The sequence below is a fragment of the Streptomyces aureocirculatus genome, assembly GCF_000720475.1.
Lineage (GTDB): Bacteria > Actinomycetota > Actinomycetes > Streptomycetales > Streptomycetaceae > Streptomyces > Streptomyces aureocirculatus.
On sequence record NZ_JOAP01000049.1, the window covers coordinates 23,749 to 44,162 of the forward strand.

21 protein-coding genes and 1 pseudogene are annotated in these 20,414 nt (G+C 68.1%); 16 read left to right on the forward strand and 6 right to left on the reverse strand.

From position 1 onward, the window contains the following. Positions 1–325: 325 nt before the first annotated feature. A complete protein-coding gene (locus tag IG78_RS0133390) occupies positions 326–1,645 on the reverse strand; it encodes an amidohydrolase/deacetylase family metallohydrolase (RefSeq protein WP_030570649.1) in 1,320 nt (439 codons plus the stop codon). Between the two features lie 956 nt (positions 1,646–2,601). Here IG78_RS0133390 and IG78_RS0133395 point away from each other — a divergent pair. Then, the gene (locus tag IG78_RS0133395; RefSeq protein WP_030570652.1) at positions 2,602–3,810 is read left to right on the forward strand and encodes an alpha-lytic protease prodomain-containing protein; all 1,209 of its coding nucleotides are present in this window, start codon (positions 2,602–2,604) and stop codon (positions 3,808–3,810) included. 154 nt (positions 3,811–3,964) lie between these two features. After that, on the forward strand, positions 3,965–4,876 hold the full coding sequence (locus tag IG78_RS0133400) for a polysaccharide deacetylase family protein (RefSeq protein WP_030570655.1): 912 nt from the start codon (positions 3,965–3,967) through the stop codon (positions 4,874–4,876). A gap of 68 nt (positions 4,877–4,944) precedes the next feature. Here IG78_RS0133400 and IG78_RS0133405 read toward each other — a convergent pair whose 3' ends face one another. Further along, complete coding sequence (locus IG78_RS0133405; RefSeq protein ID WP_030570658.1) at positions 4,945–5,397, reverse strand: MarR family winged helix-turn-helix transcriptional regulator; 453 nt, start codon at positions 5,395–5,397, stop codon at positions 4,945–4,947. Positions 5,398–5,460: 63 nt separating this feature from the next. Between IG78_RS0133405 and IG78_RS0133410 the strand changes: the two genes are divergently transcribed. From IG78_RS0133410 to IG78_RS0133445, 8 genes and pseudogenes are all read left to right on the forward strand, one after another. After that, a complete protein-coding gene (locus IG78_RS0133410; RefSeq protein WP_030570661.1) occupies positions 5,461–5,829 on the forward strand; it encodes a VOC family protein in 369 nt (122 codons plus the stop codon). Further along, positions 5,822–6,289 (forward strand): SDR family oxidoreductase, encoded by a 468-nt coding sequence (locus tag IG78_RS49670; RefSeq protein WP_157855964.1) that lies wholly within the window; start codon positions 5,822–5,824, stop codon positions 6,287–6,289. Before IG78_RS0133410 ends, IG78_RS49670 begins: the two co-directional genes overlap by 8 nt. A 136-nt stretch (positions 6,290–6,425) precedes the next feature. Further along, positions 6,426–7,079 carry a class I SAM-dependent DNA methyltransferase gene (locus IG78_RS0133420; protein ID WP_030570666.1) on the forward strand — a complete coding sequence of 218 codons (654 nt, stop codon included), beginning with the start codon at positions 6,426–6,428 and terminating at the stop codon, positions 7,077–7,079. A 198-nt stretch (positions 7,080–7,277) separates the two neighbouring features. Continuing rightward, complete coding sequence (rph, locus tag IG78_RS0133425) at positions 7,278–9,902, forward strand: rifamycin-inactivating phosphotransferase (protein WP_404827800.1); 2,625 nt, start codon at positions 7,278–7,280, stop codon at positions 9,900–9,902. Positions 9,903–10,033: 131 nt separating this feature from the next. Then, on the forward strand, positions 10,034–11,047 hold the full coding sequence (locus tag IG78_RS0133430; protein WP_225882317.1) for an urea transporter: 1,014 nt from the start codon (positions 10,034–10,036) through the stop codon (positions 11,045–11,047). Between the two features lie 300 nt (positions 11,048–11,347). Continuing rightward, positions 11,348–11,875: pseudogene (locus IG78_RS51815) on the forward strand (dienelactone hydrolase family protein). 220 nt (positions 11,876–12,095) lie between these two features. After that, positions 12,096–12,908, forward strand: a complete 813-nt coding sequence (locus IG78_RS0133440; protein ID WP_030570676.1) for an SAM-dependent methyltransferase — start codon at positions 12,096–12,098, stop codon at positions 12,906–12,908. Between the two features lie 1,225 nt (positions 12,909–14,133). Further along, positions 14,134–14,430: a hypothetical protein gene (locus IG78_RS0133445; RefSeq protein ID WP_157855965.1), complete on the forward strand. Its 297-nt coding sequence runs from the start codon at positions 14,134–14,136 to the stop codon at positions 14,428–14,430. Positions 14,431–14,629: 199 nt separating this feature from the next. Here IG78_RS0133445 and IG78_RS0133450 read toward each other — a convergent pair whose 3' ends face one another. After that, positions 14,630–14,938, reverse strand: coding sequence for an STAS domain-containing protein (locus tag IG78_RS0133450; RefSeq protein ID WP_078968725.1), 309 nt, complete (start codon positions 14,936–14,938; stop codon positions 14,630–14,632). Between the two features lie 488 nt (positions 14,939–15,426). Between IG78_RS0133450 and IG78_RS0133455 the strand changes: the two genes are divergently transcribed. Both IG78_RS0133455 and IG78_RS0133460 read left to right on the forward strand, forming a co-directional pair. Continuing rightward, positions 15,427–15,984 (forward strand): DUF5994 family protein, encoded by a 558-nt coding sequence (locus IG78_RS0133455; protein WP_037687034.1) that lies wholly within the window; start codon positions 15,427–15,429, stop codon positions 15,982–15,984. Continuing rightward, the gene (locus IG78_RS0133460; RefSeq protein WP_037687035.1) at positions 15,981–16,277 is read left to right on the forward strand and encodes a hypothetical protein; all 297 of its coding nucleotides are present in this window, start codon (positions 15,981–15,983) and stop codon (positions 16,275–16,277) included. The genes IG78_RS0133455 and IG78_RS0133460 overlap by 4 nt, the downstream gene beginning before the upstream one ends. On the opposite strand, the gene IG78_RS0133465 is transcribed toward IG78_RS0133460, so the two are convergent. The 3 genes from IG78_RS0133465 to IG78_RS0133475 are packed head-to-tail and all read right to left on the reverse strand — an operon-like array spanning position 16,278 to position 17,350. Beyond that, complete coding sequence (locus IG78_RS0133465; protein ID WP_030570691.1) at positions 16,278–16,634, reverse strand: PRC-barrel domain-containing protein; 357 nt, start codon at positions 16,632–16,634, stop codon at positions 16,278–16,280. It abuts the gene before it with no gap. A gap of 46 nt (positions 16,635–16,680) precedes the next feature. Further along, entirely contained in the window at positions 16,681–17,043 is a 363-nt protein-coding gene (locus tag IG78_RS0133470) for an ANTAR domain-containing protein (RefSeq protein ID WP_225882318.1), read from the reverse strand. 55 nt (positions 17,044–17,098) lie between these two features. Then, positions 17,099–17,350 (reverse strand): hypothetical protein, encoded by a 252-nt coding sequence (locus IG78_RS0133475; protein ID WP_225882319.1) that lies wholly within the window; start codon positions 17,348–17,350, stop codon positions 17,099–17,101. Positions 17,351–17,737: 387 nt separating this feature from the next. On the opposite strand from IG78_RS0133475, the gene IG78_RS43070 reads away from it, so the two are divergent. From IG78_RS43070 to IG78_RS0133495, 4 genes are all read left to right on the forward strand, one after another. Next, positions 17,738–17,917 (forward strand): hypothetical protein, encoded by a 180-nt coding sequence (locus IG78_RS43070; protein WP_037687037.1) that lies wholly within the window; start codon positions 17,738–17,740, stop codon positions 17,915–17,917. A gap of 141 nt (positions 17,918–18,058) precedes the next feature. Next, the gene (locus IG78_RS0133485; RefSeq protein ID WP_063760836.1) at positions 18,059–18,685 is read left to right on the forward strand and encodes a hypothetical protein; all 627 of its coding nucleotides are present in this window, start codon (positions 18,059–18,061) and stop codon (positions 18,683–18,685) included. Beyond that, entirely contained in the window at positions 18,682–19,101 is a 420-nt protein-coding gene (locus IG78_RS45010; RefSeq protein ID WP_030570704.1) for a hypothetical protein, read from the forward strand. Before IG78_RS0133485 ends, IG78_RS45010 begins: the two co-directional genes overlap by 4 nt. An 887-nt stretch (positions 19,102–19,988) precedes the next feature. Beyond that, entirely contained in the window at positions 19,989–20,411 is a 423-nt protein-coding gene (locus IG78_RS0133495) for an STAS domain-containing protein (protein ID WP_225882320.1), read from the forward strand. Positions 20,412–20,414: the final 3 nt, after the last annotated feature.

Genomic DNA, 20,414 nt, shown 5'->3' on the forward strand with positions numbered 1-20,414 from the left:
CCTCGGCGGGCTTGCCAACTGACGCTGACAACATGCACTGGTCGTCTCGGTGTATGACGTCAACGGCAACGTCCTGGTCGCCGAGCGCGCCTTCTGACGGCGAGACCGCATGACGGGCCCGGGAGCGCTCGACGCGCTTCCGGGCCCGTTCGGCTGGGTCCGCCAGGGGTCAGTGCACCCCGCGCGTCCACGGCAGCGCGCACGAAGTGCCGCTGACCGCCATCTGGGGGAGGCTCGGCCCGCGACGGGCCGAGCCTCCCCCAGCCCGTCGCCGGGCACCGCGTCGACGCGGTGCCCGGCGACGGCCGGCGCGAACCGGGTCAGCTCAGTGCTCGTGCCCGCCGGTGGGCGGCTTCGCGTCCGGCGTCCACTTCTTCGCCGTCTTGCCGTTGAGGTCCCAGACCACCTGACCGGCGCGGACGGTGAGCTCCGCGGTCAGCTTCTGCGTGCCGTCCACCCGGAAGCCGAAGCTGTCCACGTACCCGAACGTGCCCTGCTGGCGGGCGAGCACCGCGATGTCGGCGGGCGCTCCCACCGAGAGGTTGCCCAGGTCGGTACGCTTGATCGCCTTCGCCGGCTTCCACGTCGACGCGTTGATGACGTCCTTCAGCGGCATGTTGAGGGCGAGGAACTTGGACATGACATTGGTCTGGTCCTTCATGCCCGAGTTCATGCTGCTGATGTGCAGGTCGGTGGAGATGGCGTCGGGGGTGAAGCCTGCCTTCAGCGCCGGGACGGCGACCCTCCAGCCGAAGCTGCCGCCGCCGTGGCCGACGTCGTAGAGGACGCCGCGGTCACGTCCCTGCTGCATCGCCGGGTTGAGCTTGCCGTCCTCGCCCAGCTCACCGCGGTTTCCGGAGTAGGCGTGCGAGTAGATGTCACCGGGGCGCAGCTTCTCGGTGAGCAGCGTCTTCAGGGGGCGCTCGGGGCGAGGCTCACCGAAGTCCACCAACACCGGGACGTTGGCGTCCTTTCCGGCCTGGATGGAGTTGTCGACCGGCGTCCACTCCGGTCCCTCGTAGTGCGCAGTCTTGATGCCGACGATCGTACCGGGGTGCTGGCGGGCCTTCTCGACGGCCGGGCCCGGCTTCATGTCGCTGAGGTCCTGCTCCGCGGGGTTGCCCGCCATGCCCTTGCCCACGATGTTGAGGAAGGCCAGAACGCGGGTCTTGGAGCGGTCGATGGTGTTCTTCTTGAAGAGGTCGAAGTTGGCGGCGCCGGCGGATCCCGCGTCCACCGCGGTGGTGACGCCGGAGCGGAAGGTGAACCCGTCGGGAGCGACGCCGTTCTTGCCGTTCGCGTACGCGTCCTCGGGCCCGTTGAAGAGGTGGGCGTGCAGGTCGATCAGGCCGGGCGTGACGAAGTTGCCCTCCGCGTCGACGACCTGCTTGGTCGCCGCGGTGTCTATGTACGCCGCGACCTTGGCGATCTTCCCGTCCTTGACGGCGACGTCACGCAGGTCATCGATGCCGTTCTTCGGGTCGATGACGTGGCCGCGCCGGATGACGAGGTCGTACGCCTCCGCGGCGCCGGCCTTCGTACCGGAAGACGCGCCGGTGGAGGGAGTGGCGCCGACCGTGGCGCCGAGGACCAGGGCGATCCCTGCGGGCAGAAGGAGTCGGTTGAGCCGGTGTCTTGTGGGCATGCGGATTCCCATCTCAGATGACGGCGATGCGGTCGAGGCAAACGTGTCCAACGGGGAGCGAGTCAATCCGTGTTGAGGCCACCTAGGTTCGCGGTCAGGCCGGAGACCGCGCGATTCAGGCCACAACAGAAGAAGCGCCGAAGCAGGGGTGCAGTGCCTTCGGACGTGGCTGCGTTCGGCGGTCGTGGTCTCTTCACGCCAGGCGGTCACGGAAGGTACGCACCGGGTAGTCCTTGCAGGACAACAGCCGGTTTCTGTTGCGGTTCCAACGGTGCCGGGCATGAATGGCGGTGTCGGTCGCCGGTGACGACTAACCGTCGTTGAACGCTCAACTCCCCGCCATGGCCTGGCTGTTGCGCGCCATGGAAGCGACAGTCCCGCCAAACGCCACCCTATTGCATCCTGTGCACTTGACGGCTTTTCCAATACCGGGCTATTGCGCCCTCTGCACTCGACTGCGCCTCTATCTCTTGACTGTTGCATCCTCTGCACTCGGCGCCGAATGAATTCTGACCTGAATACACAGCCCCCCAGCAGGACCGAAGAGTGGCCTCGCTGCCGCTGCCGGTACCACCGCCTCGACGACAGCGGCACCCGTCGGTGGCCGGACTCTCGCGCGCCGATCGCGACGACGACCCGAGCGCGTCCTGGGCATCAAGACGTACGGCTCAGACCGGTACAAAGCGGAACGGGCCGCCGAGACACCCACCAGCGTGGGTAACCCACCTGATCACCCGGCAGCCCAGTACACATGCCGTAACCCCTTAACAATTCCGCCGACGCTTCTGTGAAATGTTGCCCCCGGTACGCGTCTTGCGAGTCAGTGATGCGCCGAGTGATAGTTCCGGACACGGCGAGACCCCACACTCCCGTCAAGCAAGGACCACCCCTCAGCGAGGCGGAGTCTGCGCATTCGAGCGACTCCTTCGCGGGTTCCTGTCTGCTATTTGGAAGGAATGAACGTGCGCAATTCCCGTAAATTCGGCATCGCCACGGTAGGCGTTGTCCTCTCGGCCGCCGCGGTCCTCGGGACCCAGACCGCGGCGCAGGCGCAGGACTCGGTGTCCACTCCGCGCTACCAGCCCGAGATGGTACGGGCGCTCGCTGCTTCTCTCGGCGTCAGCGAAGAGGCCGCGATCGACCGTCTGGACCGGCAGGACGCACAGCAGGACAAGCTCGACGGTCTGCGGAAGAGAGGCATATCCGACGACGGGGCGTTCTTCGACGCCACCGGCAACCTGACCGTCAACGCCACCGGCGCCGACGACGCCGCCCGGATCGAGAAGGCAGGCCTCGACGCCCGCTCGGCCGCCCGCGGCCAGGACAAGCTCGACGAGATCAAGGCCGAGCTGGACACCGCAGCCCGCGAACGCACCCCCTCGGGCATCACCGCCTGGTCCGTGGACCTGGCCTCCGACAAGGTCGTCGTCAAGGTCAACAACACCCGCGGAGCCGCCGCCAAGGCCTTCCTCGCCGAGGCCGCGAAGCACGGCTCCGCCGTCAAGGTCGTACGGAACCAGGAGAAGCTCGAGCCGCAGGCCGCGATCTACCCCGGCAGCAAGATGACGATCAACAACTCGTCGGGGTACTGCTCCGTCGGGTACGGGGCCCGGGACCAGTCCGGCAGGCAGTACCTCGTCACCGCCGGGCACTGCGTCGCCAACCTGCCCACCCTGCGCTTCGACGGCACCGCCTTCGCCAAGGGCACCAAGACCCGCTACGCGCTCGGCACCCGCAGCGTCGACATGGGAATCGCCACCATCAACTCCGGCCACTCCATCACCACCTCGGTGGGCACCTGGGGTCAGGCCGGCAACGTGGCCGTCAAGGGCAGCAGCCGCACCTCGTCCGGCGCGGCCCTGTGCAAGTCCGGTGCCACCACGGGGTGGACCTGCGGCGCGGTCGGCTCGTACAACATCACCGTCACCTACACGGACCCCAATGGTGGCCCCGACACGGTCGTCACGGGTCTGGCCTCTTCCAGCGTCTGCACCGAAGGGGGTGACAGCGGGGGTGCCTACATCTCCGGGAACCAGGCCCAGGGCATGACCTCCGGCGGCCCGATCGGCCAGCAGTGCTCCGGCGTCAACTCCCGCGGCTCCTCCTACTTCCAGCCGCTCGACGACACCCTCCGCTACTACGGACTGACGCTCAACACCAACTGAGCCCGTCCGCAGTACAAACCGAGAAAGCGCGTCGCAGCACGGACCGAGCACGTCCGCAGCACGGCCGACCACGGGCCGCTCACCCGTTAGGGTGGGCGGCCCCCGGCCGCTCCTCGCACCAAGACGGCCATCGAGCCGCCCGCTGGAAGAACGCATGCCGAACACTTTCGACGACGGCCCCGACGCGACGTTCGCGACCGTCTTCCGCCAGGCCCTGCGTCGGCGCGGGCTGCCCCTGGAACGCATACGAGACCACCTTCAGGCCCATGGGATCCACGTCAGTCTCGCCACCCTCAGCTATTGGCAGAGCGGGCGCAGCCAGCCCGAGAAGGCGCAGTCCCTGCGCGCGGTGGACGCCTTGGAGCCCCTGCTCGGCTTCCCGGCGGGCACACTGCGCTCGTTGCTGGGTCCTCGCCGTCCACGTGGCTGGGCACCACCGCACAACCCCACCGCCGTCCGGGACGTCTACGGCGAGAACTCCGACGTCGAGCAGGTCCTCGGTGAGAGCTTTCCCCATTTCAACGCCGGTGTCCGGCACCTGGTCATCCACGAGACGGTGAACGTCAACGAGCACCGCTTCGTGGACGAGACGCGGGTCACCATGGTGGTACGAGCCGTGCGCAGCGGCGTCGAACACCTGACGGTCATCCACTCCCTGGACTCGCCGGAGGCCGAGACGATCGCGCTCAGTGTCCCCTTCGGACCGCCACCGCCCATCCGGTTCCTGCCGGGGCTGGACTGCGTGGCAGCCGACCTTCCCCTCGCCCGGCGACTGGCGACGAACGAGACCGCGGTCGTCGAGTACACGCTCCGCGCCGCTTCCACCGTGGGGGTCTCCACTTTTCACGAGCGCCGCGTCATCTCGCCGCTGCGGTCCTATCTGCTCCAAGCGCGTTTCCACCCTCGGGCGGTGCCGTCGAACTGCTGGCACTTCTACCGCAAGCAGCTCGGCGACGAGCCCCAGAGCCGTCACCGTGTGACCCTCGACGAATTCCACACGACGCACCTGCTGCCCACGAAATGCACGCCCGGCGTGTACGGCATCGAATGGGAATGGCCGGTCTGAACGGCGGCGACTGAAACGGCGCCCGGGACCGAGACGATGCCAACGGGTTTGTCTCTGTACGTCACGAGCTATGCACCGTCGTCGCCGGCGCGCAGGGAACGGATCATGCTCTGCAGGATCCGGAACGCGCCTGACCGCTCGGCCTCGGTCATGCCGGCCAGCATCCTGACCTCGACGGACCGGACCGCTACGGTCGCCTTCTCCAGACTCCGTCGGCCGCTGGGCGTGAGCCGCGCGGGAAGCGCTTTTCCGACGGGTGCCGCCGCGGGCCTGGTCACGTAGCCCTCTCGTTCCAGGGTCTGGAGCAGCACGTTCATCGACTGCCGTGTCACGAACGCGCCTCGCGCGAGCTCGGAGTTCGACAGGCCCGGCCGTTGAGCCAGCAGCTCTAGGCAGGAGTAGTGCGTCACGCTCATCCCGAGCGGCCGCAGCACCTCCTCCATGGCTGAGCGGAGGACGCTCGACGCCTCCTTCAGCAGGTAGCCCAGTGACGTCTCCAGGTCGACACCGTCTTGATTCATGTCAGCATTCTGACATACATTGATCCGTGTCAGAAAGCTGACACGAAAAGAGGGAGCGCCACCATGCCCGTCACCGGCCCCGACTTCATCTCGCTGCAAGCGCGCGACCTCGATGCTTCGCAGGCGTTCTACGAGCAGTACCTGGGCCTCGTCCGCTCGCAGGCCGGACCCCCGCACGCCGTCGTCTTCGAGACGAAGCCGATCGCGTTCGCGCTCCGCGACATCGTTCCCGGCACCGATCTCGCATCCGTCGCCCAGCCCGGCATCGGTGCCGCGATCTGGCTCCACGCCACCGACGTCCAGGCCATCCACGATGCTCTCGTCGCCGACGGTCACACCATCGTCTCCGCGCCGATCGACGGCCCCTTCGGCCGGACCTTCACCTTCGCCGACCCCGACGGCTACCAGATCACCCTCCACGACCGTGGCTGAGGCGAGCACCCTGGTTCTCGGGGCTACAGGGGCACACGGTCGCCACGTCCTGGACGCGCTGGTCGCCCGGGTAACAAGGCCCGAAACAATCACCGCGGCCGGTCGGAATCAATCGCGCCTCGGGGAACTTGCATCCGCCGGATTCAGCACTGCTGCCGTCGACCTGTCGGATTCAGTCGGCGTCACAGAACTGGTCGCCGGACACTCCGACATTGTTTCGTCGGTCGTGCTGGAGCGAGAGGTCACTTACCAGCCTGTCACTCCCCAGGAGTTGCAGGCAGCGCTCATCAACACGGGGATGGACGGCGGGCTGGCCAGCTTCTTGGTAAGTCTCGATGAAACCATCGCTGCCGGGGCATTTGCCCGGGTCGGTGACGATCTTTCTCGACTCCTCGGCAGGCCAACGACCGGCCTTGTCGAGGGGCTTACAGCGGGGGCCCAGGGACTTACGGCGGGGTGAACAGTGGGGTCGGCGCGGGCGAGACGGCAACCGCGGCTCGCGCCATCCCTCCCGGTCGGTGTGTGTGACCGGCCGCACAGGTCTTCCGCCCAGCGTTCCTGAAGCGCCCGCATCCTTCACCGGCTACGGTCTCCGGGTGACCGAACTCCAGACCTTGCGTGCCACCCGAGAGTCCTACGACGCCATCGCCACCACCTACGCCGAGCTGTTCCAGGATTCCCTGCGCGACCGCCCTCTGGAGCGCGCGCTCCTGAGCGCCTTCGCGGAGCTGGTACGGGCGGACGGCGAAGCCGATGCCGAGGTCGCCGACCTCGGCTGTGGGCCCGGGTACGTCACAGCCCACCTGCAAGGGTTGGGCCTGAACGCCTTCGGTGTCGACGCCTCCCCCGTGATGATCGAGCTCGCTCGCGAGTCACACCCCGGGTTCCTGTTCGAGGTGGGCTCGATGGCCGCGCTGGACATCGAGGACGGCGCGCTGGGCGGGGTCCTCTCGCGGTGGTCCGTCATCCACACCCCGCCGCAGGAGATGCCCGCCGTCGTGGCTGAGATCGCCCGGGTCCTGGCTCCCGGCGGGCACCTGTTGATCAGCTACCCCGCCACCGACGGCCCCCATCACGAGACGCAGGCCTACGACCATGCGGTGGCAACGGCCTACCGCTGGTGCCCCGACCGTTTCGCCGCGCTCCTGAACGACCACGGACTGACCGATGCAGCCCGCACGGTGATCGAGCCGAAGCCCACCGACAAGCGACAGTTCCAGGAGGTCCAGCTCCTCGCCCGCAAGGTGTAGCCCCTCGGGCTGCCAGGCGTAATCCCTGCCGCTGCCAGGCGTCGTCCCTACGGCCGGCGGCAAAGCAAAGGCGAGGAGATGTCTCTCCTCGCCACTCTCAACTTATAGCGCACCGGGGGGCTTGCGGCAATACCCGGGTGGTGGCGCAAAATCATCCGCCAAGGCCACAACCTGCGGAAATGAGGGCACGACGTGCGTGTGTTGGCGACGTATGAGGGACGCGGTGACGTCGGACCAGAGGTGTGGGGTCTTGAGGAGATCGACGAGTCGCAGGTCGCGGTCGTCGGTGGCAAGGGCGCGCACCTGGGCGCGCTGACGCGGATCGAAGGCATCCGCGTACCGGCCGGCTTCTGCGTGACGACGGACGCCTTCCGGCGGGTCATGGCGGGCGCACCGTCGATAGCCGATCGGCTCGATGAGCTGTCGCGTCTGGACCCGGACGACCGGGAGACGATCCGCACGCTCAGCGCGCGGATCCGCCAGGACGTCGAAGGAATCGCCATACCGGGCGATCTCGCCGCGGCGATCACCCGCAAGCTCGCTGAGCTGGGCGCGCAGGCCGCCTACGCCGTCCGGTCCAGCGCGACGGCCGAGGACCTGCCGACGGCGTCCTTCGCCGGCCAGCAGGACACGTACCTGAACGTGGCGGGGCCGACAGCCGTCCTCCAGCACATCAGCCGGTGCTGGGCCTCCCTGTTCACCGAGCGGGCCGTGATCTACCGCCGGCGGAACGGCATCGATCACCGTACGGTCCACATGGCCGTGGTCGTGCAGCGGATGGCCTTCCCGTACGCGTCCGGAATCCTGTTCACGGCCGACCCCGTCACCGGCAACCGGAAGGTCGCCACGGTGGACGCCGGCTTCGGCCTCGGCGAGGCCCTGGTCTCCGGCCTGGTGAACCCGGACGTCTTCAAGGTGCGGGACGGCGAAGTCGTCGCCAAGGAGATCGCCGCCAAGGAACGTGCCGTTCACGCCCATCGCACCGGCGGTACGCAGGAAGTGGCGATCGACCCGCAGCGGCAGGAGCAGCCCGCGCTGACGGATGCGCAGGTCGTGGAGCTCGTACGGCTCGGGCGGCGGATCGAGGCACACTTCGGCCGCCCGCAGGACATCGAATGGTGCCTGGCCGACGACGGTTTCCAGATCGTGCAGAGCCGGCCGATCACGACACTGTTCCCCATCCCCGAGACCAACGACCAGGACAATCACGTCTACGTCTCCGTAGGCCACGGGCAGATGATGACCGACCCCATGAAGCCCCTCGGGTTCTCCATGTGGGCACTGACGGCCATGGTGCCGATGCACGAGGCAGGCGGGCGGCTGTTCGTCGACGTCACCCAGCGGCTGGCCTCGCCCGCGAGCCGCGCCGCTCTCCTGGATGCCCTGGGAAAGAGCGATCCGCTGATCAGGGACGCGCTGGAGACCGTCCTCGACCGCGACGATTTCGTGCCGTCGCTCCCGGACGCGGGTCCTGACGGACTCCCGGCCCATGGTGCGTCCGTCCCGATCGAGACCGATCCAGCCATCGTCACCGAGCTGATCGAGCGCAGCCAGGAGTCCATCGCCGCTCTGGAGCGCGACATACGGACGAAGACCGGACCGGAGCTGTTCGACTTCCTCATTGAGGCATTCGCGGAGCACAAGCGAGTCCTCAGTGATCCGCGGAGCTTCAAGGCGCTCATGTCGGGGATGGATGCCACGGAGTGGCTCAACGACAGACTGCGGGAGTGGCTGGGCGAGAAGAACGCGGCTGACACGCTCACACTGTCCGCTCCCGACAACGTCACGTCGGAGATGGGCCTCGCGCTGCTCGACGTCGCGGACGTCATCCGCCCGCACCCGCAGGTGGTGGCGTTCCTCCAGGGCGTCGAGGACGAGGGCTTCCTGGACGAGCTGCCGAAGCTGACGGGCGGGACCGGGGCGCGCGACGCCATCGAGGCCTACCTCGACCGGTACGGCATGCGCTGCGTCGGCGAGATCGACATCACGAGGCCGCGTTGGCGCGAGCGCCCCACGACGCTGGTGCCCGTGCTTCTCGACAACGTCAGGAACTTCGAGCCGGGGGCCGCCGGGCGGCGCTTCGAGGAAGGGCGGCAGAAGGCGCGGCAGAAGGAACAGGACGTGCTGGTACGCCTGCGGGCCCTGCCGGACGGGGAGCAGAAGGCCGACGAGGCCAAGCGGATGATCGACCGGGTCAGAACCTTCATCGGGTACCGGGAGTACCCCAAGTACGACATCGTCAGCCGCTACTTCCTCTACAAGCAGGCCCTGCTGCGGGAGGCCGAACGCCTGGTGCAGGCCGACGTGCTCCCTGAGCGGGAGGACATCTTCTACCTCACGTTCCAGGAACTCCACGACGTCGTACGCTCGAACCACGTGGATGCCCGACTCATCGAGCGGCGCAAGGACGCGTTCCGCTCGTACCACGCGCTCACCCCGCCCCGGGTGCTCACATCGGACGGCGAGGCCGTCACCGGGGCGTACCGGCGCGACGACGTACCGGCCGGCGCCCTGGTCGGCCTCGCGGTCTCCGCCGGGACGGTCGAAGGGAGGGCCCGTGTCGTCCTCGACATGGCCGATGCCGATCTCGAAGCGGGCGACATCCTGGTCACGGCCTTCACCGACCCCAGTTGGTCGCCGCTCTTCGTCGGCATCGCGGGCCTGGTGACGGAGGTGGGCGGCCTGATGACGCATGGCGCGGTGATCGCCCGGGAGTACGGCTTGCCGGCCGTCGTGGGCGTGGAGCAGGCCACCCGGCTGATCCGGGACGGACAGCGGATCCGCGTGCACGGTACTGAGGGGTACATCGAGATCCTCCCTTGACCGGCCCGGCCACACCGGGGAGCCCGCTGCGTGGCGGCGGTGCACGAATCGCTTGCTGACTCCCATATGTCACCCCTTACAGTGCACTTGCCGGTTACGGGCGTGTTTCGTCGGTGGGAGAGGGAGGTCTCGTGCGCAAGCCGCGCGCTGGGCGAGGGGGGCGAGGGGGGCTGTTCGCGGTGCATGTGCTGCGCGGCCAGGCACAGGTCATGTTTCTGCCGAACGCCCTCACCGGGGCGATCTTCGCGATCGCGCTCGTCGCGGCGGACTGGCCCTATGCGGTGTACGGGTTGCTCGGCACCGCCGTCGGTACGGGCACGGCGCAGTTCCTCGGGGTGGACGGCAAGCGTGTGACCGCGGGCGCCGAGGGTTTCAACGCCTGCCTGGTCGCGGTGGGGTTCGCGGTGCTGCTCGGGCCCTCGCACGCGTCCACCATGGTCCTCGCCGCCGGTGGCTGCGTGGTGGTCACGGTCGTCACCGCGGCCACCGCCGGGCTGCTGCGCGGCTGGGGGTTGCCCACGCTCACCCTGCCGTTCTGCCTCGTGGCCAGTGCGATGGCGATGGCGGCGCCGGGATTCCCGCGGGCCTGGCACGGTGGCCCGAGCCCGGCGGCACTCAGCGGCGCCGCCACGGGCTCGGCCCATCTGCAACTCGCCGACGTCGGGCGCGCGTTCTGCGCCAACATCGGCCAGGTCTTCCTGATGCCGCAGTGGTACGTGGGGCTGATCCTCCTGGTCGGCATCTTCGCCGCCAGCCGCAGGGCCGGGGCGATGGCCTGCGTGGGCAGTGCCGTGGGCATCGGTACTGCTTGGGGCCTCGGCGCCCCGGCGGACCGCATCACCGCGGGGGCTACGGGGTACAACGCCGTGCTCGTGGCGATGGCGCTCTGCGGAGTGCTGCTCGTGGCGGACCGGTGGAGCCTGGGGTACGCGGTCGTCGGGGCGGCGGTGGCCACGGTCCTTGGACCAGCGGTGGAGGCACTCGCGTCACCGGCCGGCGGGCACACCTTCACCTGGCCGTTCGTCCTCACCACCCTGGTCTTCGTGGCCGCGGTGCCTGGCCTGCCACGGCTGCACCGTACGAGCACGACGGTCGTCACGGCACGGCCCGAAGACGCCGACGCGGTGACGACGGCAGCCGTCTGAGGAGCCGGTCGTCGCGCTGCGAGGACTCGGCTCCCGGGTCGGGCAGGCTGAGCAGTCGGGGCCCTCGCGGCAGTCGGGCTCCCGGGGTGGCCGGGCCCCCCGGGGCGGTCCGCGCAGCCGGGGCCCTGGGGACCCGGCGTCTCACCGCGGAGGGTGCGCACAGATCGTACGCGGCCGCGCTTCCGCTCTTCGCTGGCGGCCACCTTCCGCAGCCGCCGCCCACGGGCTCGCCACTCACGCTCTTCTGCCGACAGTCAACACCGGCCCGACCGGGCTCGGTGATCACTACAGCCCATTCTCATGGCAACAGTCACCACGCACACGGTCGAGTACCCGGCCGACGGACTGACAATGATCGGGCACCTCGCGCTCCCTACCGGTGTCGACCAGCGGCCCGGGTCCTGCTCGACCCGGAAGGGCCGGGCCTGAACGATGTCCAGCGCCGCCGGGCCGATGCCCTCGCCGAACTGGGTTACGTGGCGCTTGCCTTCGACCTCCACGGCGGGCGCTGGTTCACCGACCCGCAGGAGATGCTGGCGCGCGTGACACCGCTGCTGGCCGACCCGAAGCGGATGCGGAGCATCGGTCACGCGGCTCTCGATGTGCTGCGCGCCGAACCGCGGACCGGACGCCGTCGCGTCCGAACTCCAGCGCGATGGCGCCGCCGGTGCCGTAGCCGATGGCGGCGACCCGGCCGGGGTCGCATTCCACCACCCGCCGGTCGATCAGCCCGTGCTCCCGGGCATCGGCTACCACCCGCGGCACGCGCAGCGAGCCTGGCGCGACATCGTCGACCTGCTCGCCGAGTGCCTGCCCGTGACGGGGTGAGACGGTCGCGGTCTGCTCGCGTCACCTGTTCCGTTCCCGAACTGGCCCTGACATCGGGTGTGACCTCGGGCGTGGGACTGGTGACTCTGGCCCCGCTGAAACCTGATTCCCCTGACGCGGCGCTGCAAGGGCGCGACAATGGCAGGAAGGTCAGCCGACAGAAAACGCCGTGGTGTCCGTCTCCCCGGAGATCTCACCGGCGTGCCAGGAAGGGCAAGATGTGAGCGGGGTTCCGCAGCCGTCAGGCATACCGAGCAAGCTCAATACCGGAGTCGCGCACAACGCGCGGGTGTGGAACTACTGGATCGGCGGCAAGGACAACTACGAGGTCGACCAGCAGGTCGGCGACCAGGTCGCGTCGATGTTCCCCGTGATCCGGGACGTGGCCCGCGCCGACCGCGACTTCCTCGGCCGCGCGGTCCGGTTCCTGACCACCGACTGCGGAGTACGGCAGTTCCTGGACATCGGTACCGGACTGCCGACGCTGGACAACACCCACGAGATCGCCCAGCAGGCCGCGCCCGAGTCCCGGATCGTCTACGTCGACAACGATCCCATCGTGCTCGTCCACGCCCGCAGTCTGTTGATCGGCACCTCCCAGGGAGCCACCGACTACATCGACGCCGACGTCCACCACCCGGACAGCATCATCGACGGCGCCTCAGCGACCCTCGACTACGACCGGCCCGTCGCGGTCATGATGCTGGGCATCCTCAACTTCGTACTCGACACGGGCGAGGCACAGGACATCGTTCGCCGGATCATGGCCTCGGTCCCCTCCGGCAGCTACCTCGCCCTGACCCACCCGACCACCGACACCGACCTCGGTGGCGAGGGCAACGTCGAAGCCATGAAGTTCTGGAACGAGAACGCCACCCCACCGATCACCGCCCGCGGCCGCGCCGAGGTCAACGCGTTCTTCGAAGGCCTGGACCTCCTCCCTCCCGGCCTCGTCTCGTGCTCGCGGTGGCGCGCCGAGACAGCATCCGCCGCCGTACTTCCGCAGTTCGGGGCGGTGGCGCTGAAGCCCTGAGCGGCGAGCGCCGCCTTTCCGTCGACCGGGATCCAGCCGGTACTACCTGTCCCCCACCAGCCACGGATCCACCCTCAGCAGCCTCGCCCAAGGCCGGATCCGGGCCTCGCGCCCGCCGCCAAGCCCGGTATTTTTACCCCGAGTAGCAGCAGATACAGTCGGGCCTTCGGGCGATAAACACCTGCATTTCACACTGAGAACAGGATCAAAATCTGAGCCACTCCCCGCTGCCGCAAGCATGAGTCGATAACGAGCGTTGTCGACATAACCAGAAATTGCGATTTGCAGCCAAAGTTTACTGATTCAGTCTATTTAAAGACATTCGATCAGCATTTGGGCGCATGGGACGCTCCGTCTCCCCTAGGTTGGAAACTGTCAGGCGGAGTATCTCTCCGCCTGAACAATCGAAGGAAGTCACACCATGCGCACCATGCGCACAACCACTGCCAGGACCTTCCTGATCGCCACGATCGGGTGCCAACGGCAACGGAGGCAACGGAGGGGTCGGAGGCAATGCCAGCGGTGCCGCGAGTGTCGGCGGCCTGGGCGGCACGGGCGGAGCGGGCGGTGCTAACGGCAACGGTGGCATCGGCGGCTCCGGCGGCGAGGCCAAGCTCGGCGGTACCGGCGGCAAGGGCGGCGTGGGCGGCGTCGGTAACGCCGGGGCCGGCATCAACGGCGGCAAGGGCGGCAACGGCGGCGCCGCCGTCGTCACGGGCGGCCACACGGGCGGCACGGGCGGCGCCGGTGGCGCGGCCAGCCCGGTGTGCGCGCTCTCCGGTCGTACGCGGTCCGCCCGCACGCCGGCTTTTGCGACCACGTACCCCTGCCTGCGCGCTTCATTTGGGACCGTGTCATGTTGCTCTGATCGTTCTTCGTATCGGCTGTGGAGGCAGGGGGGTTCGGGGGGAGCTGAACCCGTAGCGGCCTTTAGGCGTGGCAGCTACTTTTCTAACAGGCGCGTACCAGCAACGGGGCTTCATGATCGAGCTGTCGAAGGTGATCCAGGATCTCCGCGAAGAAATCAGCTCGGCTTCCGCCACCGGCGCGGGTGAGGGGCCATCCAATTCGAACTCGGCACGATCGTGCTCGAAACGCACGTCGAATTGAAGCTTGATCTGGGAGCAAAGGCAAGGTCCGTTTCTGGGTCGCGGACGCGAGCGCCGGTGCAGGGCTGAGCCGGACCTCGCTGCACAAGGTCACCACCCCCCTTACCCCGACAGTGGTGAATCCGGCCGACCCCACCGGCCCAACACCCTGCGACCCGCACCGTCGTGTGGATGACATCGAGAGCGCAAGCAAACAGGCAGCCGAGCAACTGCGGAAGATGTCGCACGGAGACTGGCGGGACCCGGCGACCTGGGTGCTCCGGCGTGCGGTGCTGCCCCACGTGGAGGCGCTCCTCAAGCACATTCCCCTTGGTACCGAAGACACCGCATACCTGGAGCGGACGATTTCCCTGTATGAGCAGGCACTCGTCGAGTCGATCGTGAGGCTGGGCGAAGGCCACCCGGTTAGATAAGTGATTCGGCAGAACCTCAGAAGGCTGGCTGAGGGGGCGGTACGAGTGTTGACGTCTGATCCTTAGTTTCATCCGCGGTGAGAGCGGGCAGGTCGCGGCTGCGCCGGACGGCTATGGCCGGGACTGGGTCGCCGTGACAGAGAATCTCACGCGAGTGTCCGGGCGACAGCGGGTGGCCACCCTTGCCAGGAGCACAGGTTCAGAGTTCGCCGCTGAGGGCGTCCTGGATCGTGGCGTGGCGTTCGAAGATGTTGCTGAGGCCAGCAGCTTTGAGGATCCGCAGGTGCCAGGGCCTGCCGCAGACCAGAAGCAGCCTGCAGTCGTGTTCCAGGGCGCGGCGCCGGGCCCGGCACAACAGGCCGAGGGTCGCGCAGTCGAGGAATTCCACCGGCCGTAGATCGACGATCATCCGGGCGCCTGGTGTTGCCCCGGCGTCGTGTGCGCGTCTTGTATGTCCATGGCAGTTCCCAGGGGGAGATCCCTCTGCGTCGAGGGAGTTCACGATCATCCGACCGTCACCAGGGGCTGGGGCAACTCCATCACCCTAGGAAGCGCCAAGCGTGCAGAAACGTCCATGCGTCCAGTCGTTCACACCTGCGAGTGATAAGCCGCTGCGGCATAGACGTACACGGGCACTGACGCAGCAGAGAAGCCCCCCTGCGTACGGATGCCGGGCCCCAGCACCGTTCCCGCCACCCCGTCCTGTCCGGCTCGGCATCCCAGCGCACAGCGATGCCGACACCTCCGCCCTCCTGATGACCGCGGCGGCCGACCCCGCTCTCCGCCTCACCAGGACCGCTCCGGTGGCGACCGGCGCCCGCCCCGGATGACGAGCCGGACAGGACGGGCGGCGCCGGATCGGCCGCCGGCGTCCGGCAGAGGAGTACTGTGGTTGTACCAGGGGCACTTCGTACTCCGGCATCCAGCGGGTCTCGTCCTCGGTGAGCAACGGCATCGGGGACGACGACCGTGTCGCTCCGAAGACGGGTTCGCGTCATGACTGCGACCACCACCCTCACACGCACCACCCGCCCCCCTTCACCTCTCGCCGCCCGGGTGGCACTGCGGTCCCCGACGGGCCGCGGGCTGCTCGACGGCGCCTGGTGGCCCCGTTCGCGCGACCTGACCGCCGAACTCCCCGCTCTGGCGGACGTACTCGATCCGCTGTGGGGTCGCATCACCCGCATCGCCGTCAACCCGATGCTTTGGCCCGTCGTCCCGCGTAAGGTGACCCTCCGCGACCACGTACTCAAGATCGGTTGGTTCACCTCCGAACTGGACCCTCACAAGGTGCTGTTGCTGTCTTACGGAACCGGCCGCTGGGACCTTCTGGTGATCCCGCCCGAAACGGATGCGGCAAGCGCCGCCCGGCTCATGGCCGCCGCCATCTCCCCGGACGGGCCCCCGCTGACCGCCACCGATCTCGTCGCCGCCGAGATCGCACACCACCACGACGCCATGAACGGCGACCTCCCGCGGAACGCACAGGAAGCCTGGGAGTGCGAGGGCGGTGCGACCTCCACCCATGTCGGCCCCACGGGCGCTGGACGGTGACCACTGCCGACATTGCACTCACCGCAGCCGCCTTTCTGCTCCTGATCGTCACTGACGCGTATGTGGTCCACCGCCTCAACGCACAGCACTCCGAAAGGATCGCCTTGCGCACCTACAGCGGCACGCTGCCCGGCAGTCGCACCCCTGTCGTACCAAAGGGCGGGGACACGCCGACTCATGAGCGGCCCCCGGCGGTCTCCCCTGCCGATCGCCACGACCATCGCGACGGGGGCCGCGGGCGGCTCCACGCGCGCCGCCGCCGCGACCGCACCACACACAAGCAGCTCCGCTGATCAGCGGCGGGCGAGTTGCCGCTCGCCGCGGGTGCCCGGCTCGTAGGTCAGGCCGTAGTGCTGGAAGACCGCCGCCTCCTGCTCGGCCGGGAGCACGTCGTCCGTACCGATCGAAGGGGCTTTGCGCACCAGCGACTTGGCGTAGCGGATCTTGAGGTAGCCCGGTCCGACGATCGCCTCGTCCAGGGGGACGAAGAGCAGCCGGTGGCGGGTCGGCAGCCCGGTGCGCACCGTGGCCATGGCCGGCTCGTCGGTGGTGGTGTCGACGTATACCGCTTCAAGGATGCCGATCTTGTGGCCTTCGATGTCCAGGACATTCTGGTCGCGCCACTCGCGGACATCTGCTGACTGGGTCATGGGCTTGCCCTCTCTGGGCGGTTGCCTTGGTGGCTGGTGGGGGATGTCACCGCCGGTTCTCGGCGTGAAGTAGCCCCCGTGCGCGGCGCAACTCCTTGCGCAGTGGCTCGGGGAGCTTTTCGCCGTCGGCGGTGGCAACCAACGCCGTGGCCACCTCGCGGAGTTTGACGTTGCTGTGCTGCGATACGTCTACCAGCAGACTTCTGGCCGTCGCGCTCGAACACGGCGCCAGGATCATCACCATGCCAATCGCCTGGTCGATCACCGCCCGGCTGGCCAGCGCCCGCTGTAACTGATCGTTGGCGGCGCGCAGTTCGACGAGGGCCAGCTCCAAGGGCGCGTCGTCACTCCAGGCCACCTCTTCTGCGGGCATTCTCACGTCTTCCTGGATCCTGACTGTCTGGCCCATGAAACCTGTCTCCCCCCGAGACGCTCGGGTGCCGGATACCGGATGCCGGTAACTGTCACCGGTGATGTTGTTGGTCCCGGCGGTCCTGCCGGTTCCAGCGCCCCTGGCGCTGGCGTCGGTAGCGGCGGTCCCAGCGGTTTTGGCGGTCCCGGTAGTCCCGATAGCCGCTGTACTCGGAATTGCCGCCCTGATCCCGGCTCCCCTTGCCGTAGTGAACAGCTCCGAACATCAGTACGGCCGCGGCCACCCACCACATGGGATTCAGAAATCCTAGGCCGAGCAGAGCCATGACAAGGATGACGAACAAGACGATTACGGCAAGCCTCCCGGAGCGGAACAGATCATCGCTGCCGGGGACTGGGGCCTCACATCGCAGCTTAGCCCTGTCAAGAGGTCGTGGATACGTTTCGACGCCGCCGCACATCGCCGTACGCACGTGGCCACTTGACAGCTTGCCAGGAAATGAGGCGGCGATCAGCGTGCGCGGTGCCGCCCCGGCCCCCGGCAGCATCGACTGGTTGCCGCGCCCCTCACAGGCGCCACTCGCGCACCGCAGGCGGCATCGCCGCGTCACGCACGTTGCCGCCTTCGCCCTGCCTCCCCCGCAGCGACCACGGCAACGGCTCGGTGCGCTCCACGCGGGCATCCAACCACTGCTCGCCTCACCGCACATGCCCCCAAGCAGGCGGTATTCATGTACGCGCTGGTCGCTCTCGTCCCCTTCATCCTGCTCGCCACCGTGATGAGCTTGTCCTGGTGGGAGGATCGCATCCTGCCGACGCCGGCCGACCCGACCGACGCTTCCCGCACGGCTCCGACAACCCCAGTGGGCCCGCAACCCACGCCTGACCCCCTGCCGCTCAACGGCCGTTGACAGGAGTCATGGGCAGGCGTTGACTGGCGGCACGGTGTAGGACTGTGCCACTCCAGACCCTTGAGGTGGGGCATTTCACCTTCCCGCTTCGCCCGGACCCCGCGGATGTCAAGAACCTCCGCGCGCTCTGGAGGCCCGGCCATGTTCATCAGCGTGATCATCGCTGTGGTCGTCATCGCGGCGGCCGCCCTCCTTTTCATCAAACGGACGCGGACTCCGGGCGGCGGCAAACGCGGACTGCAGAGCCGCTTCGGACCCGAGTACCAGCGCGCGATCACTGACCACGACGGTGACGTCAAAGCAGCCGAACGGGAACTCAGCGAGCGTGTGAAGCGGCATGGTTCGCTCCAGGAGCAGCCGCTGTCGCCCGAGGAGCACGAGTACTACGTGGTTCAATGGGAACACGTTCAGGAACAGTTCGTCGAGTCGCCGCAGAAGGCTGTCGCCGAGGCCGACATGCTGTTGGCGCGGCTGGCCAGCGACCGGGGCTACCCCGCCGGGGAGCAGTTCGAGGAGCGGATCGCCGCACTCTCCGTCCACCACGCCCACTACGTGCAGGGCTATCGCAGCATGCACACCGCGGCTCGTGGTCGGAGCGGTACCGAGAAGATGCGGGAGGCCATGGTCGAGGCCCGCGGCCTCTTCGAAGCACTGGTCACCGCACCACCCACCCACAACGACCGGCACCATACGCAGTCCCCCGAAGACCACGGCCACCCGTCGCGGACACCCGGGAGGCGGCACGCCAAGGGAAGTGGCACCTCATGAGGTACGACCAAGAACGCGCCCAGCAGCCTGCAACCACGAGCCCGGAATCCGCGAAGCAGCGCGCCCCACAGGCAGCTCCGGCCGAACCGGCCCGCGCGCCGCACCAGTCCGGCATCAGCCCCGCCAATTCTGGTCAGACCCCGACGAAGATGCTGATCACGCAGGGCGACCGGGACAAGATGACCATGCGCCTCCAGCAGGCCCTGAGCACTTTCGTCGAGGACCCGCACCAGGCGGTCCAAGAGGCCGACAGCGTCTTCGAGGAAGCCGCCACCCACCTGACCGACGTCCTCTCCGAACGACGCCACACCCTGCGCGCAAGCTGGCAGGACCGGGACACCGAAACACAGACCGAGGAACTACGCCTCGCACTGCGCCAGTACCAAGAGATCACCGAGCGGCTGCTGCGCATCTGATCCAGGACGGGCCAGTGGCAGGCCCAGCGCGGGCTGCGCGTGTCACGGCCCTTCGTCCTTCGGCCGCACGGTCCAGCAGGTACCGCAGGAGGTCCCTGCTTGGCCGACGGGCGCGACGAGGAACTGCGGAGGGTCCGTCAACGGATCCTCCGCCTCGATCCAAAGATCGTGGCCCACCAGTTGCAGAGCGATGCCATCCCCATTCGGCGCAGCGGTCCAGGTCGTATGCCCCGTACCGCTCGACAGCGTCGTCACGGCCGCGCCGGCCTGCGGCCCGCACCCCCAACGGCCGTCCGGTCGCCGCGTTTCTCAACCGGACTCCGGCCATCCAAGACATCCACACTCCACCGCTCGCGAGGGCCTCGAACAGGAACGAGCAGCGCGGCAACACCGCCACCGGCATCGACCGTCCCCAGCACCAAGCCCGTAAGGGTGGCTATGACTTCACGGACTTCCCTACGCAGGCAACCATCGGTCGCCGCATTTCGTACCAGCCTCCAAGTACCTGGTGGCACGACGGATATGCACACCAGCTACCGCAGAACCTGGCCGATGTCCAGCCTCTGAGAATGGGCGGCTTACGAACTCCTGCTTGGGCGGGATGGGGACTATCCTGAAGTACGGACGTCCTGGACCCCGGCGGACCTGTTGTTGCTCAACATGGCTGCGGGGAGCGGACCACGTCGTCCGGTCGCCCGGTGCATCCCTTGGAGGGAACTGGCCGGTTCCCTCGTCATGGTGGACGGATCGTTGGACCGCCTGTTCGCCTGCCTCCGCCGAATGTATGCCTCTGCCGGGCCCGTCCCGAGAGGAACCGGGAGTCCGATTCCTCTGCGTGGCTCAGCTCGGCGGATCTCTGGAACTGAGGCGTCATGCCCTTACCGCGGTTGAATATCTACCGGCACGACAGAAGGACCAGGACGCTGCTCACCCTGGCCGGTGAGATCGATCTGGAGACGGTGCCGCTGATGCGCGCGACGTTTGAGCGGTGCCTCCGGGACGGCATGCGCGTCATCGACGTCGATCTCACCCCTGTCACCTTCTGCGACTGCAGCGGCCTCAACACCTTCATCGAAGCGTTCCTGCACTCCACCGCGGCTGGGGGAACGCTACGGCTGCACTACCCGCCTCCCATGCTGGCGTGGATGATCGACCTGAGCGGTTGCGGTTTCGTGCTCATGGGGCTGCCCGCTGTTCCAGGACCAGCACCCCTCCAGGGTCCCCTCTCTGCTGCCCTAATTCCACGTCCCGTGGCAGGTATCGAGGCAGTGCGTCAGCTCGCTCCTGCTGTCTCGGGCGGTGTGCTGTGACTG